10 protein-coding genes are annotated in these 13484 nt (G+C 40.2%); all 10 read right to left on the bottom strand.

Annotated features, from left to right (window positions below):
* Positions 1-60: 60 nt before the first annotated feature.
* The 10 genes from dnaX to lepA all read right to left on the bottom strand — a co-directional run bounded on the left by dnaX (position 61) and on the right by lepA (position 12985).
* Positions 61-2046, bottom strand: a complete 1986-nt coding sequence (gene dnaX / locus MOMA_RS05070) for a DNA polymerase III subunit gamma/tau (RefSeq protein WP_009767531.1) — start codon at positions 2044-2046, stop codon at positions 61-63.
* A gap of 131 nt (positions 2047-2177) precedes the next feature.
* Positions 2178-2507 (bottom strand): Grx4 family monothiol glutaredoxin, encoded by a 330-nt coding sequence (grxD, locus tag MOMA_RS05065; RefSeq protein WP_009767530.1) that lies wholly within the window; start codon positions 2505-2507, stop codon positions 2178-2180.
* A gap of 34 nt (positions 2508-2541) precedes the next feature.
* Positions 2542-3045 (bottom strand): 2-C-methyl-D-erythritol 2,4-cyclodiphosphate synthase, encoded by a 504-nt coding sequence (ispF, locus tag MOMA_RS05060; protein WP_009767529.1) that lies wholly within the window; start codon positions 3043-3045, stop codon positions 2542-2544.
* Between the two features lie 57 nt (positions 3046-3102).
* Complete coding sequence (locus MOMA_RS05055; protein WP_040625104.1) at positions 3103-4842, bottom strand: fructose-specific PTS transporter subunit EIIC; 1740 nt, start codon at positions 4840-4842, stop codon at positions 3103-3105.
* A gap of 10 nt (positions 4843-4852) precedes the next feature.
* Complete coding sequence (pfkB, locus tag MOMA_RS05050; RefSeq protein WP_009767527.1) at positions 4853-5803, bottom strand: 1-phosphofructokinase; 951 nt, start codon at positions 5801-5803, stop codon at positions 4853-4855.
* Positions 5793-8690, bottom strand: coding sequence for a phosphoenolpyruvate--protein phosphotransferase (ptsP, locus tag MOMA_RS05045; RefSeq protein WP_009767526.1), 2898 nt, complete (start codon positions 8688-8690; stop codon positions 5793-5795). Before ptsP ends, pfkB begins: the two co-directional genes overlap by 11 nt.
* Positions 8691-8910: 220 nt before the next feature.
* Positions 8911-9678 carry a ribonuclease III gene (rnc, locus tag MOMA_RS05040; protein WP_009767525.1) on the bottom strand — a complete coding sequence of 256 codons (768 nt, stop codon included), beginning with the start codon at positions 9676-9678 and terminating at the stop codon, positions 8911-8913.
* A 104-nt stretch (positions 9679-9782) separates the two neighbouring features.
* Complete coding sequence (locus MOMA_RS05035) at positions 9783-10175, bottom strand: DUF4845 domain-containing protein (RefSeq protein WP_009767524.1); 393 nt, start codon at positions 10173-10175, stop codon at positions 9783-9785.
* A gap of 77 nt (positions 10176-10252) precedes the next feature.
* Positions 10253-11137, bottom strand: a complete 885-nt coding sequence (lepB, locus tag MOMA_RS05030) for a signal peptidase I (protein WP_009767523.1) — start codon at positions 11135-11137, stop codon at positions 10253-10255.
* A gap of 42 nt (positions 11138-11179) precedes the next feature.
* Positions 11180-12985: a translation elongation factor 4 gene (gene lepA / locus MOMA_RS05025; protein ID WP_009767522.1), complete on the bottom strand. Its 1806-nt coding sequence runs from the start codon at positions 12983-12985 to the stop codon at positions 11180-11182.
* Between the last annotated feature and the right edge of the window lie 499 nt (positions 12986-13484).

The raw sequence follows: 13484 nt of genomic DNA, 5'->3' as shown, positions 1-13484 counted from the left end.
AACAGATTTTTTAACCAATATTTGCTAAATTGTTGCTACACTGATACAATTGCTACACAATTAAATAAGTTTTATTGAATTTATCTTGGCGTTTTGTTGTAAGAGGATCTGCACAATTGGTTGTTGACTCATTTGTTCGCCAGCCACTTGGATTGCCAGTTCATCACGCTGTTTTTGGCGCATTTGTGGAGATTGTGTCGCAATGCTTGCCACTTGATTTGCATCGCTATTAATTTCAATGCAAATGCCTTGAAATTGTTGTTGCAACACAGCACACATACGATGAAAACTCTGTCCTGTACTCAAAATATTTTTACTGGTAATAAACACCGATTGTCCATGTATCTCACCTGTCATCAGACCCTCACGAGCCAAAACCAATTCATCATTGTCCAACCACGCATGGCTGCGTGCCTCACTTAGCCAAAAATCCCATTTTTCAGGCGTCCAGTTGCCGTCAAAATGTTGCGGTTTTGGTTTAAGCAAACTTTTTGGCGCAACATTTTCAACATTTTCAACATTTTCAACATTTTCAACATTTTCAACATTTTCAACATTTTCAACATTTTCAACATTTTCAACATTTTCAACATTTTCAACATTTTCAACATTTTCAACATTTTCAACATTTTCAACATTTTCAACATTTTCAACATTTTCAACATTTTCAACATTTTCAACATTTTCAACATTTTCAACATTTTCAACATTTTCAACATTTTCAACATTTTCAACATTTTCAACATTTTCAACATTATTTAATTCAATACTATCAGTTGGCTGGTGAGTATTTGGCACGATGGTTGGCAAAGAAGCTGGTGCGATGTCGGGCTTATCATTTTTTTGATCGCTGTTTGGTTGATTGTCATTTTCTGGCAAATTTTGGGCGACATTTTGCTCGGTTGTTGATTCAATTGTTGGTTCGGTTACTGGCTCGGTTGTTGGCAAAAATTGGTTAATTTTTAAGGGTTTAAATGCCAATAATCGCAACAAACACATTTCTAAACTTTGTAATGGCGTGTTGGCAAGTGCAATATTTTCTCGGCTTTTGATGACAATATCATAATACAATTGCAAAATTTCGCTCGGTAATTGTTTAGCAAGGCGTTGTAATTGCTCGGTCTGTTGCTGATTTAACCCTAGATCCATATCAGGCAAAAGCTGTAGCATTGCCACATGATGTAAGGTTTCAGCCAAACGATCATACACGGCTTTGGCGTCTACCACTTGTTGGCGCAGTTTGGTGATAGACATCGATAAATCAAGCGGTCGGTGCTGATAAATCTGTTCAAGCAAGCAAATCACATCAGCTTGGTCAATTAAACCCAACATTTGGCGGATAGTATTGTCATCAATTTTACCGTTACCAAACGCAATTGCTTGATCGGTAAGTGATAACGCATCGCGCACCGATCCTTTGGCACTGCTTGCCAATTGCCATAGTGCATCGGTTTGGTATTGGATATTTTCTTGGTCTAAAATTTTTGCCAAATATTGTGAAAGTTGCAACTGTAAAATGGGGCGTAACACAAACTGCAAACAGCGTGAAATAATGGTAATTGGCAATTTTTGCGGATCGGTGGTTGCCAATAAAAATTTGACATGCTCTGGCGGTTCTTCTAAAGTTTTTAACAAGGCGTTAAAACTATGCGTTGACAACATATGCACTTCGTCAATCAGATAAACCTTGTAACGCCCTTGAGTTGGAGCATAGGGCACATTGTCAAGCAGTTCGCGCGTGTCTTCTACTTTGGTGCGCGATGCTGCATCAATCTCAATTAGGTCAATAAAATGCCCCGTATCAATCGCCTTGCAAGTATCACACACGCCACAAGGCTTACTGGTAACACCCGTTTCACAGTTAAGGCATTTTGCCAAAATCCGTGCAATCGTGGTTTTGCCAACACCGCGCGTTCCAGTAAATAAATAAGCATGATGCAACCGTTTATGATCAATTGCGTTGATTAAAGCGGTGGCAACATGGTCTTGCCCTAACAATTCATAAAAATTTTTTGGGCGATATTTGCGTGCTAAAACTTGATACATGATAAACCATTGGCATAGAATAACAAAAAAGAAAAATAACAAAAAAGGGCATATTCATCGCTAAATACGCCCTGCTATTGACGATGCGTGCGTTAAATCAGCTAAAATGGTAAAATTTACAAAATAACCGATTAAATCGCTTCGCTATTGGCTTCAATTAACGGTTGCAACTCGCCATCTTGAAACATTTGTGCAATGATATCACTACCGCCAATCAACTCGCCTGCCACCCACAGTTGTGGAAAGGTTGGCCAGTTGGCAATTTTTGGTAAAGTTGCACGTATCTCTGGATTTTCCAAAATATTCACAAACGCAAAAGGCCGGCCAATTTGAGTGAGTATTTCTACCGCCCGTGCAGAAAAGCCACATTGTGGGAATTGAGGCGTGCCTTTCATATAAAGCAGTACGCTGTGGCTTGCAATTTGATCTTTGATAATTTGTTCAATATTGGTATCAGTCATAAAATTTACCTGTTAAGTTTTTAAAGCGTGGTTATTATACGTTATTTGATGGCTTTTTGGCAATTAATACCACACAACTGGCCGTAATTCCCTCTTGACGCCCTGTAAACCCCAGTTTTTCAGTAGTCGTCGCCTTAATGCTGATTTGATCGTTTTGACAACCCAGCACATTGGAAATGCTTTGCTTGATTTTGTGTTGATATGGCAACAGTTTTGGACGTTCTGCCATGACGGTAATATCAGTGTTTACAAGCTGATAGCCGTGCGACTGAATAAGAGCATACACTTGAGTTAACAAAATTTTTGAGTCAATTCCAGAAAATTGTTCATCAGTATCAGGAAAAAACTGTCCAATATCACCCAATGCCAACGCCCCAAGCAAGGCATCACACAAAGCGTGCAATACCACATCACCATCAGAATGAGCAAGCAAACTGTGCGTATGGGGAATTTTTACACCGCCAAGCATAACAAACTGTTCAGTTTCGCCTGTGTTTATAAAGGCATGTACGTCAATGCCTTGTCCAATGCGTATCATTTTTTTAGCCTCTTTTTTAGCCCTTTGTTAATCTTTGTTAAATAAACATTAAAAAAATTAAACGATTGCCATATTTTTTGAATCAATAGGGCTTATAAGTTTTGGTTTTAACAGTGCATACAGCCCGCCTGTTACCACAGAACCCACTGCGATCGCCACAAGATACATAAGCGGCTGATTAATTGCATTTGGAATTAACAGCACAAACACCCCACCGTGTGGTGCAGCAAGAGTCATATTCATTAAACCAACAAGTCCGCCTGTCAATGCCCCGCCAATAATACAGCTTGGTAAAACACGGCTTGGATCTTTGGCTGCAAATGGAATTGCCCCCTCACTGATAAAACATAGCCCCAATACAAGCGATGCCTTACCTGCGTTTTGTTCATCGGTGCTAAATTTATTTTTTGCCAACAACGTTGCAATTCCCATACCGATAGCTGGAACCATACCGCCTGCCATCGCAGCAGCAATTGGAAACTGATTGGGATTGTCAAGTGTTAACAGCCCTACCGAAAAAGTATACGCCGCTTTATTAATCGGCCCGCCCATATCCACACACATCATACCGCCCAAAATTGCCCCAAGCAATACCAAATTGCCTGTGCCAAGCCCTGTTAAAAAAACCTCCATACTTTTTAATACATATGCCACAGGTGTGCCAACAACATAAAACATCAACAACCCAATGACAAGCGAACTTAACAGCGGAATGATTAAAATCGGCTTTAAAGCCTCCATTGTCTGTGGCAAATGTACTTTTTTGACTAAAAAATTGGCAATATAACCTGCCAAAAAACCTGCCACAATCGCCCCTAAAAACCCTGCCCCCAACTGAGATGACAACCAGCCACCCACAAGTCCTGCTGTCAATCCCGCCCGATCGGCAATTGAATAGGCAATATAACCTGCCAAAATCGGTATCATCAAGGAAAACGCCGCCTTGCCCGTCTGCATCAGCACATCAGCAAGACTGCCCTTAGCTTCAAAAGCATTGATACCAAACACAAACGACATCGCAATTAGCAAGCCCCCTGCCACCACAATCGGTAACATAAAAGAAACACCGGTCATTAAGTGCTTATAAATACCTATTTTTTCAGATGATTTTGTACCGGATTTTACTGCAGTTACGTTTTTTTGCCCATTGTCATAAACTTTGGCATTTTGAATGGTGTTGGCAAAGGTTTGCTTGCTGTGTTTTAACGCTTGCCCTGTTGAGGTGCGATACACTTTTTTACCAACAAATCTATCCGCATTCACTTCAATATCAGCAGCCAAAATCACAAAATCAGCATTGGCAATTTCATCAGCGGTTAAAATATTTTTTGCACCAACCGATCCTTGGGTTTCTACTTTAACCGCATAACCAAGCTCTTTGCCTACATTTTCCAATGCTTCTGCTGCCATAAACGTATGAGCAACCCCTGTTGGACAAGCGGTAATTGCTACAAATGACAGCGGTTTTAAATCGGTTTTGCCAAAATCGACCTTAGCACTTTCAATTGCACCAACAGGGGCGTTTTTTACCACATCAAAAGCATGCACACCTGCAATATCAATTGGTTCAATCAACGTCAATTTTTGTAAATACTCGCCAAAGGCTTCAAATTTTGCCCGACCTATCACCACAATTTTATCAGCAGCCTCAAGCATAGCATTGTCAATGCCATCACCGAATTCATCATTTAAAACATCACTATAAACACCGTAAGTTTTGGCATCAAACGCCAATTTTTTTGCCAAAATCAAACCCTCAATGTCGTCTTTGGCATGGATAATCACTAAATTTTTCATGTTGTTTTGCCTAAAAATTAATTTCATTCACCGTGGTTTGGCTTACCAAACGCTCTTGATCCTTTTTATTTGCCACATCAAAACCAATCATGGTTACTGCATGACTTGCCAATGCCACGCTATTTTGCAGTATGGTTTTGTCATCATAGCCTTGCAAAAAACCATGCACCATGCCTGCTACCATAGTATCACCTGCGCCCACCGTGCTTTTTATCGCAACCTTTGGTGCGTTGGCAATCAGGATTTTGTGCTTGGATTTTTGTAGCCAATTTACACCATCTTCGCCCTTGGATATCACAATGTGTGTAATATCACTGTGTAAGCGATCAAACAATGCCACCTCTGCCTTTAAATCCTCTACGTCAATGCCAAACGCATCGTGCAATTCTGCAAGGTTTGGCTTAATCATAAAAGGAGAGTTGTTTGTTGCAACTTTTAACGCATCGCCACTGGTGTCTATCACAAGTTTTGGATTAAGGCTTAAAATCAGTTTAATCAATCGATCAAAATCCAACAAATCAAACCCTTGTGGTAAACTGCCTGACAAAACAACAAATTCACAGGTTGTAGCAAGGCTTGCAATGCGATCAAACAACTCGCTTTTGGCGGTTTTGTCCACCAAAAAACCTTTGCTATTAATATCGGTCATTTGTCCATTTTTTTCAGCAAGTTTGATGTTTTGGCGTGTGTCTCCGTTTACATAAATAAATTGATTATCCAGTTTCAATTTGTTAAACTTATCATCAAAAATTTGCCGATTGCCCTGCCCCAAAAACCCCGTTACCACCACATCATGTCCAAGCTGTGATAACACGCACGCCACATTAATGCCCTTACCAGCAGGATCAGTTTGGTTTTGAGTTGTGCGATTTACCGCTCCGATATGTAGCTTGTCAAGGCTTAACGTTACATCAAGTGCAGGATTTAGCGTGATACACAACGCACTTTTTTTATTGTTCATACAAACTGCCTTGTTGTTGGTGATGGCTTAAAAAATCTTGACTTAATGCACGCACAGAAGTGGCGGTATCACACGCTAAGGCTTGTGTGGCAAGGGATTGGCATGATTGATAAGATAAATTGCGAATTTGCATTTTGACAAGCGGAATTTGGTTTAACGATACCGACAATTCATCAACACCAAGCCCAAGCAGTACAGGGATAGCTTCAGTATCCGCTCCCAATTCACCGCACACACCCACCCATTTGCCATGTTTGTGGGCGTATTTTACCGTATTGTCAATCAATCGCAGCACACTCGGGTGCAAACCATCTGCCTCAGCCGATAATACAGGGTGGCCGCGGTCAATTGCAAGCGTGTATTGAGTCAAATCGTTCGTGCCAATGCTAAAAAAGTCCACATATGGGGCAAATTTTTCTGCCATAATCGCTGCACTTGGCACTTCAATCATCATGCCTACTTGCAATTTATCGTGTGGGTTGTTTGCCAACACATCATCTAAAATTGTACAAGCCTTCTGCCATTCTTCAAGACGGGCGATCATCGGAAACATAATGCGTAAATCTTTGCCTTGCGAGGCTTGCACCAACGCGGTGAGTTGCTCTTTAAAAATATCAGGACGGCGCAAGGTTAAACGCACGCCACGCACGCCCAAAAACGGATTCTCCTCGTGATTTATCACAAGATAAGGCAACGGTTTATCTCCGCCAACATCAAGCGTACGCACCACCACTGGGCGATCAGCCATTGCCTCAAAAACTTTTTTATAATCAAGAATCTGCGTTTGTACATCAGGCATGGTGTTGTGTTTCATAAAAACAAATTCAGTACGCAACAAACCTACGCCCTCTGCTCCTTTTGTTACCGCATCTTTTGCATGTTTCAGATCACCAATATTCACCGCCACTTCAATATGATGCTTGTCAAGAGTGATCGCAGGCTGTTGAGCGGTATCGAGGGCTAATTTGGCAAATTGTTGTTGTGATTGTTGCAAAGCAATTGCATGCTCAATTTGCGGTTGTTTAGGATTGATGACAAATTCACCCGTCAAGCCATTAAGCAAAATCTGTGTACCACGATCAACCTGCAACACTTGTGCCCCTGCTCCCACAACCGCAGGAATGCCTAAGGCACGAGCCACAATTGCACTGTGCGAACTTGCTCCGCCAACCGCCGTCAAAATTCCCGCCACATAGCGACTATCGAGACGCGCAACATCACTAGGCATTAAGTCATGCTTCACCAATATGTAAGAATCTGTTGGCAATTCTGCTAAATTTTCACCACACAATAATGCCAATACTTTATCACCCACATCACGCAAATCCATCGCCCTTTCAGCAAGCAATGGATTGTTTAGACTTTCTTGCACTTTGGCGGTTTGTTCAATACAATGATGCCACGCATACGGTGCTGTAAAGTTATTCTCAATTTTCTGATTAACATCACTTAACAATTTAGGATCGTCCAACAATGCCAAATGAGCGGTAAAAATCTCGGCAATTTCTTTTTTCTGGGCGGTTTTTATCAATTTTTCTAAACTTTGTTTGACTTGTTCGATCGCTTGTTGCAATTTAGTTTTTTCTGCTTGGTTGTCGTTGCTTGTTTGCTGATACGCATATGTTTTTGGAGTTATTACCACCGCTTGTCCAACCGCCACACCTTGCGATGCTCCAATGCCTTTTGGCTTAGCGTTTGGCATGACAAATGGATCAACCCATGTCAAATTTTCACCAATTTCTGATTGGCTTGTTGCATCGATGGCGTTACTTTGTACAATCGGTTCAACCGTTTCACCCAAGCCTTGTTTTACCGCTCTAATCACCTTTGGCAATGCTTGTTCACTTTCGCTATTTGGTTCTGCAATAAAAGTCAACGTTTGTCCATAATTTGCCCCCAAAGCCAATAAATTGGTCAAACTTTTTGCCGAAACAAAATTCACACCATCAACCGCTACCTTAATTTCACCCGAAAGCCCCTTAACCATATTCACCAACTGGGTGGCAGGGCGAGCATGTAAACCGTGCTGATTTGGCACAACAACCGTCTGTTTTTGCCAATCTGGAATGGTTTTAGCCTGAATTTGCCCTGCAATTTTACGGCGATCGTCTGTGGTTAAATCACTTTGAAACAACACATCAAGCAACTGTTGTAATTTTTGTTGATCCAGACTTGAATGGTTGGCAATTAACACCAGTGTTTGTAATTTTTGTTGATTAAAATCAATAACTTGACTATTTTTCACAATGGCAACAGCAGGCTGATTTACCGCTGTATCACCCAATACCGCCCACACATTTGGCTGTAAAAAAATCGCTTTTTTGGTCGATAAATTAGTTAAAAATCCAGCACTTACCAAATTTTGTGCTTTTAACAACTGATAACCATGATACGCCAACTCATCTAAATCAGAAGCCTTAACACCAGTTTGTATCAAATTTTCATGCAACACCAAACTTTCAGGCATTGCGTTAAGAATTGCTAAAATATCATCGGCGGTTTTTGCTTGTCGAATATCATCTTTCACTTCTTTGTTTAATGCTGATGTTAACAACTGTAGCACTTGTAAATGTTCATCTGATTTGGTAGCAATTGCTACAGCCAAGTAGACAGTATTGTCATTTCCCCAGTCTACACCCTTTGGAAAATGGGCAATTCTCACCCCTGTGTTTAAAATCGCATCTTGAGAATTTTGTGTGCCATGTGGAATAGCAATGCCTTGTCCAAGGTAGGTTGTGCTTTGATTTTCACGATCAAGCAAGCCTTGTAGATAGTCATCAGTTGTTAAGTTTTCCTTAACTAAAATATCCGCCAATAAAGCCAAGGCATCGGCTTTATTTTCAGCGTGTTGTTGCAAAAAAATATGATCTAAAGTTAAAGCAAGCATGGCATTCCTTGTAGTTTCAAATCTGTAGTGTCAAATTTGTAGTGTCAAATCTCTGGTTGTAAAATGGATTCATTTTAGCACAATTTAAGCCAATTTCGAGATTTTTTCACAACAATTTGTTGGTTGGCAATTGCCACAATCGACAATTGATGGGTGTGAATTAATGAGTTTTTGTTGGCAATGGTTAGGTTTTATTAAGATTAATTTTACAAAATCTTGGTTATTTTAACACTGCCAACTTATCCGTTATGATCTGTATCATCGTCTCAGCACAGCGTTGCTCCGCAATGCGTCGGCTCTCGCCTGTGGCAGTAGTGATTTGCTCGGTTTGATTGGCATGGATAAAACCCACAACCGAACATTGAACACGAAAAATTTGATTGGGAGCATTGCCAATGGTTTCTAACAATTCATATTTTGGCAAGGGCAATTGGTGGGCTTGTAGCAATTCTTGCAAGCGAGATTTGGCATCTTTTAGGATTTGTTGCTCTTGAATCAGTCCAAATAACGCATATTTTTCATACCACGTTAAAATACATTGTTTTACCGTGATAAAATCACCACTGTCCAAATAAATTGCCCCAATCAAGGCCTCCACTGCATCAGCCAAAATAGAAATGCGATGACGGCCGCCGCCTTTACGCTCGCCCACGCCCAAAATCAAATAATCAAACAGTTTTAACTCATTGGCAATCATAGCAAGACTGGATTCTCTTACCAAAGTGGCACGCATGCGAGTTAGCCGCCCTTCGTTGTGGTTAGGATAACGCTCATATAAGGCTTCAGCAATGACCACGCCCAACAAGGCATCACCCAAAAACTCAAGGCGTTCGTAGTTAACCAAAGGATCAAAAGAGCGGTGCATTAATGCCAATATGGGCAAATTTGGATTACTAAAATGATATCCCATCTCATAGGACAAAGCACTTAGCTTGCGTACTTGAGACGGTAATTTTTTAACATCAAAGGTTGGAATTGTCGCAATCATGGATAAGTAGAACTAAGCTAAGCAAATAATAAAAGCAAAATGGTTTTTATTCAAATTGTTTGAATTAAGATCAAAAATTATCGTAAGTTAAAAATTATCGTAAGTTATTGGGTGGCAGATTTGGCATCTTCTGCTGTGATGCTATCTTCAAAACGATTGACAATAAACACATTACCAAAAAAGTTGTTTTCTTCTGCATAAACGAGCTTTAAAGAGATATCACCCGGTGTACCTTTAACAATTTTGACAACCTCATCAGGTTTCTTCGAAAAACCATTAATCGACCACTGTGATGCCAAATTACTCATCAACTCTTTTGTAGAAATTCTGTTTTCATTGGCTTTTTTTAGCTCCCACGCCACTGATTTTTTTAATTGATAATTGCCAATATGTGCAGGTAAGATACCCAAACCAACTTTAAAACAGACGACCAACATGCAAATCAAAATAACAATGCCTGATATACTCATACCGCGTTGATTATTTGGTAAATTCATAACGACCTCTAAAAATTTAAAATCAGTCCAAAAATAACCGCTAATTTAACCGAACCTAACAAAAACGTCAAGTAAAATTAATGAATTGCACCATTTCGACTAAAACTTGGCAAATTAAAACCGCTTGGTTTGTGCATCCATATATACACCGCTTTGCCTGCAATGTTTTCATCAGGAACAAAACCCCAAAAACGACTGTCTGCACTGCGATCGCGGTTATCTCCCATCACAAAATACTGTCCTTGTGGTACGGTTACTTGCCATTTTTTGCCCTCGCTTGTGAGTAAGGTTGGACTGACTTGTTGTAAAAAGCTGGCATATTGATACCATACATTATCACCCAAATGACGCACCAAATGTTGCCCTCCTGCACTGGGGGTTTCTTGAGTGTAGCTGGCAACTTGTTCTTCACTGACACCTTGTAGTTTGGCTTGTTCGGCATTTTGCTCTACAGGGTATAATTGTTCTGTGAGTGTTGGATTGGCGTTAAATTCAACCGCTTGAGTTGCGATCGCTTGTCCATTGACACTTAACACACCGTTATCAAAACTTACAGTATCACCACCAACACCGATAACGCGTTTAATATAATAAATTTTTGGATTTTGTGGATAACGAAATACCACCACATCACCGTGTTGTGGGTTATTGATATCCATGATTTTTTTGTTAAGCAAAGGCAAGCGGATACCATAAGTATATTTATTAACTGCAATAAAATCGCCTGTATAAAGGGTTGGCACCATAGATGACGATGGTATATTAAACGGTTCAATCAAAAACGATCGCACCGCCAACACCACGGCCAAAATCGGAAAAAAATCATACGCCCAACGCACAGGAGCATATGATTTTTCTAAGCCTTTGGTTTTTTTTTGCTTTAAAACCAAGGTATCCAACAGCCAAATTGCCCCTAAAATCAACGTCGCAGGCACAAGAATTAAATTAAAATCAAAATCCATGCAATAATTACCTTATAATTAATTACCTTATAATTGGGTTGCTTATGATTGATTGTCCACTTTTAACACTGCCAAAAACGCCTCTTGTGGAATTTCCACACGTCCAACTTGTTTCATGCGTTTTTTGCCTTCTTTTTGTTTTGACAATAATTTTTTCTTGCGCGACACATCACCGCCGTAACATTTTGCCAATACGTCTTTACGCAAGGCTTTTACCGTGCTGCGTGCAATAATTTGACTGCCTATCGCCGCTTGAATGGCAACATCAAACATTTGGCGCGGAATGAGTTCTTTCATTTTTTCTACCAGTTGATTGCCACGATAACGAGCTTGATTGGCATGACAAATCATAGCCAAGGCATCGACTTTTTCGCCGTTAATCAATACATCAACACGCACCAATTTATCCGCCAAAAAACGCTCAAACCCATAATCAAGCGATGCAAAACCGCGCGAAACCGATTTTAAACGATCAAAAAAATCCATCACCACCTCACCCATCGGTATGTCAAAAGTGAGTTGCACTTGATTTGCCATAAATTTCATGTCTACTTGCACACCGCGACGCTCAATGCACAAGGTGATCACATTGCCCAAATAATCCTGCGGAACTAAGATATTACAACGAGCAATTGGCTCACGAAATTCATCTATCACACCCACATCAGGCAATTTTGATGGGTTGTCAATTTGGATAACCTCGCCGTTTTTCTTTTTAATTTCATAAATCACCGTTGGAGCTGTGGTAATCAAATCCAGATCGTACTCACGCTCTAAGCGTTCTTGGATAATTTCCATATGGAGCATGCCCAAAAAACCACAACGAAAACCAAATCCTAACGCATCGGAGGTATCGGGTTCAAAAAATAACGCAGCATCGTTGATTTGCAATTTTTGCAAGGCTTCTCGAAACGCTTCAAAATCACCAGAATCCACAGGAAACAAGCCTGCATACACTTGCGGTTTTACCTTTTGAAAACCCGGAATGCTGTCTGTTTCAGGCGTTTTTGCAAGTGTTATGGTATCACCAACAGGAGCACCACCGATGTCCTTAATCCCTGCAATGACAAAACCTACCTCGCCTGCTTGTAGCACATTGGTTTCTAACGTTTTTGGAGTAAATACGCCGATCGAGGTTACGATATGACTTGATTTTGTAGATTTGATAAAAATTTTGTCATCTTTTTTTAGCGTGCCTTGACGCACACGCACAAGCGACACCACGCCCAAATAATTGTCAAACCAAGAATCAATAATCAAGGCTTGTAATGGGGCATCACGATCGCCGTCTGGTGCTGGAATTTTTTCTACAATCGCTTGTAGCAACTCTTCTACACCCACACCAGTTTTTGCTGATACGCGTGGTGCTTCGGTTGCCTCGATGCCAATAATATCTTCAATTTCTTGAATGACGCGTTCAGGTTCAACTTGTGGCAAATCAATTTTATTTAGTACAGGCAATACCTCAAGACCTTGCTCGATCGCCGTATAACAATTGGCAACCGACTGGGCTTCAACACCTTGGGCGGCGTCCACAACCAACAACGCCCCCTCGCACGCAGCCAAAGAACGTGAAACTTCATAAGAAAAATCCACATGCCCCGGCGTATCAATAAAGTTAAATTGATATTTTTTGCCATTTGGGTGTGTGTAGTAAAGCGTTACCGACTGGGCTTTAATCGTAATGCCACGTTCTCGCTCAATATCCATAGAATCAAGAACTTGGGCTTGCATTTCACGTTCATCAAGCCCACCACACATCTGAATTAAGCGATCTGCAAGCGTGGATTTTCCGTGATCAATGTGAGCAATAATGGAAAAATTACGAATTTGTGCTAAAGCGGTCATGGCTACCTATGCTGTTTGTTTAAATTAGTACTGAAAAATGGCAATTATTGTACCGTATTTTTAACAAATCACCTAACTTTTTTTGATAAAAATTGGCAATCAAATCCAACAAAAACGCCAAAACCGTTTCATGATAAATTCAAACAGGCATTTGTTTTTTCGCTACAGCTTGAGAGTTTTTACGATTTTAAGTATAATTGCATTTGTATCGTTATGTTTTTAATATGTTGTTAATATGTTTTTTAGTATGTCTGTATTTTACAGTTGGTCTGATACTGGATCAAACAATTTAAGCACACCTTTAGTTAAACGCAACCAAGCTCTTTGCTTGGATTATCTGACACTTTCCCTTAAAGTCTTTTTTAAAATTAAGCGGTTTTTCGGTGAGATTGGATAAATCGCTTGAAATCTAAATGATAATGATTTATATTATCATTTGTATATTTTTTGTATACAAAAGACGATGCCTAAATAACCTACCAAAATCAGTCAAACACAG

The sequence above is a fragment of the Moraxella macacae 0408225 genome (assembly GCF_000320365.1).
Classification (GTDB): domain Bacteria; phylum Pseudomonadota; class Gammaproteobacteria; order Pseudomonadales; family Moraxellaceae; genus Faucicola; species Faucicola macacae.
Note: the sequence above shows the minus strand (reverse complement) of the source record. Positions and strands in the feature narration are given on the sequence as shown.

Coding starts and splice junctions, on each gene's coding strand:
- dnaX (WP_009767531.1), bottom strand. CDS start 2,046: ATGTATCAAGTTTTAGCACGCAAATATCGCCCAAAAAATTTTTATGAA.
- grxD (WP_009767530.1), bottom strand. CDS start 2,507: ATGACTGATACCAATATTGAACAAATTATCAAAGATCAAATTGCAAGC.
- ispF (WP_009767529.1), bottom strand. CDS start 3,045: ATGATACGCATTGGACAAGGCATTGACGTACATGCCTTTATAAACACA.
- MOMA_RS05055 (WP_040625104.1), bottom strand. CDS start 4,842: ATGAAAAATTTAGTGATTATCCATGCCAAAGACGACATTGAGGGTTTG.
- pfkB (WP_009767527.1), bottom strand. CDS start 5,803: ATGAACAATAAAAAAAGTGCGTTGTGTATCACGCTAAATCCTGCACTT.
- ptsP (WP_009767526.1), bottom strand. CDS start 8,690: ATGCTTGCTTTAACTTTAGATCATATTTTTTTGCAACAACACGCTGAA.
- rnc (WP_009767525.1), bottom strand. CDS start 9,678: ATGATTGCGACAATTCCAACCTTTGATGTTAAAAAATTACCGTCTCAA.
- MOMA_RS05035 (WP_009767524.1), bottom strand. CDS start 10,175: ATGAATTTACCAAATAATCAACGCGGTATGAGTATATCAGGCATTGTT.
- lepB (WP_009767523.1), bottom strand. CDS start 11,137: ATGGATTTTGATTTTAATTTAATTCTTGTGCCTGCGACGTTGATTTTA.
- lepA (WP_009767522.1), bottom strand. CDS start 12,985: ATGACCGCTTTAGCACAAATTCGTAATTTTTCCATTATTGCTCACATT.